The following is a 255-nucleotide window of genomic DNA, read 5'->3' on the forward strand; positions in this document are numbered from 1 at the left end:
CGAAGGACTCCATCACCAAGGGATCAGCATCCGGGTGGCGGCGACTCACCGTCTTGCAGACGGTCTCCAGCGCCGAGCCAATCTTGGCGGCGATTTTCGCCAGGGCGAACGTGGCGAACGGGGCCGGAACCAGGAGCTTGTCCTGGACCTGGTTCTTCTGCTCTTGGGCGTAGGCCTGGGCCGCGGTGAGGCGCAGACGCTCTTGCGTCAGCTTCGCTTCTGCATAGGGGTCGATCCCGTCCGGGTAGTCCCCCT

1 protein-coding gene is annotated in these 255 nt (G+C 65.1%); it reads right to left on the bottom strand.

Annotated features, from left to right (window positions below; all coding sequences use genetic code 11):
• The coding region (locus tag QSJ95_RS32775; RefSeq protein ID WP_285647912.1) for a terminase small subunit at positions 1 to 255 on the bottom strand (255 nt) is incomplete at both ends.

Source organism: Pseudomonas sp. NBRC 100443, assembly GCF_030268185.1.
Taxonomy (GTDB): domain Bacteria; phylum Pseudomonadota; class Gammaproteobacteria; order Pseudomonadales; family Pseudomonadaceae; genus Pseudomonas; species Pseudomonas citronellolis.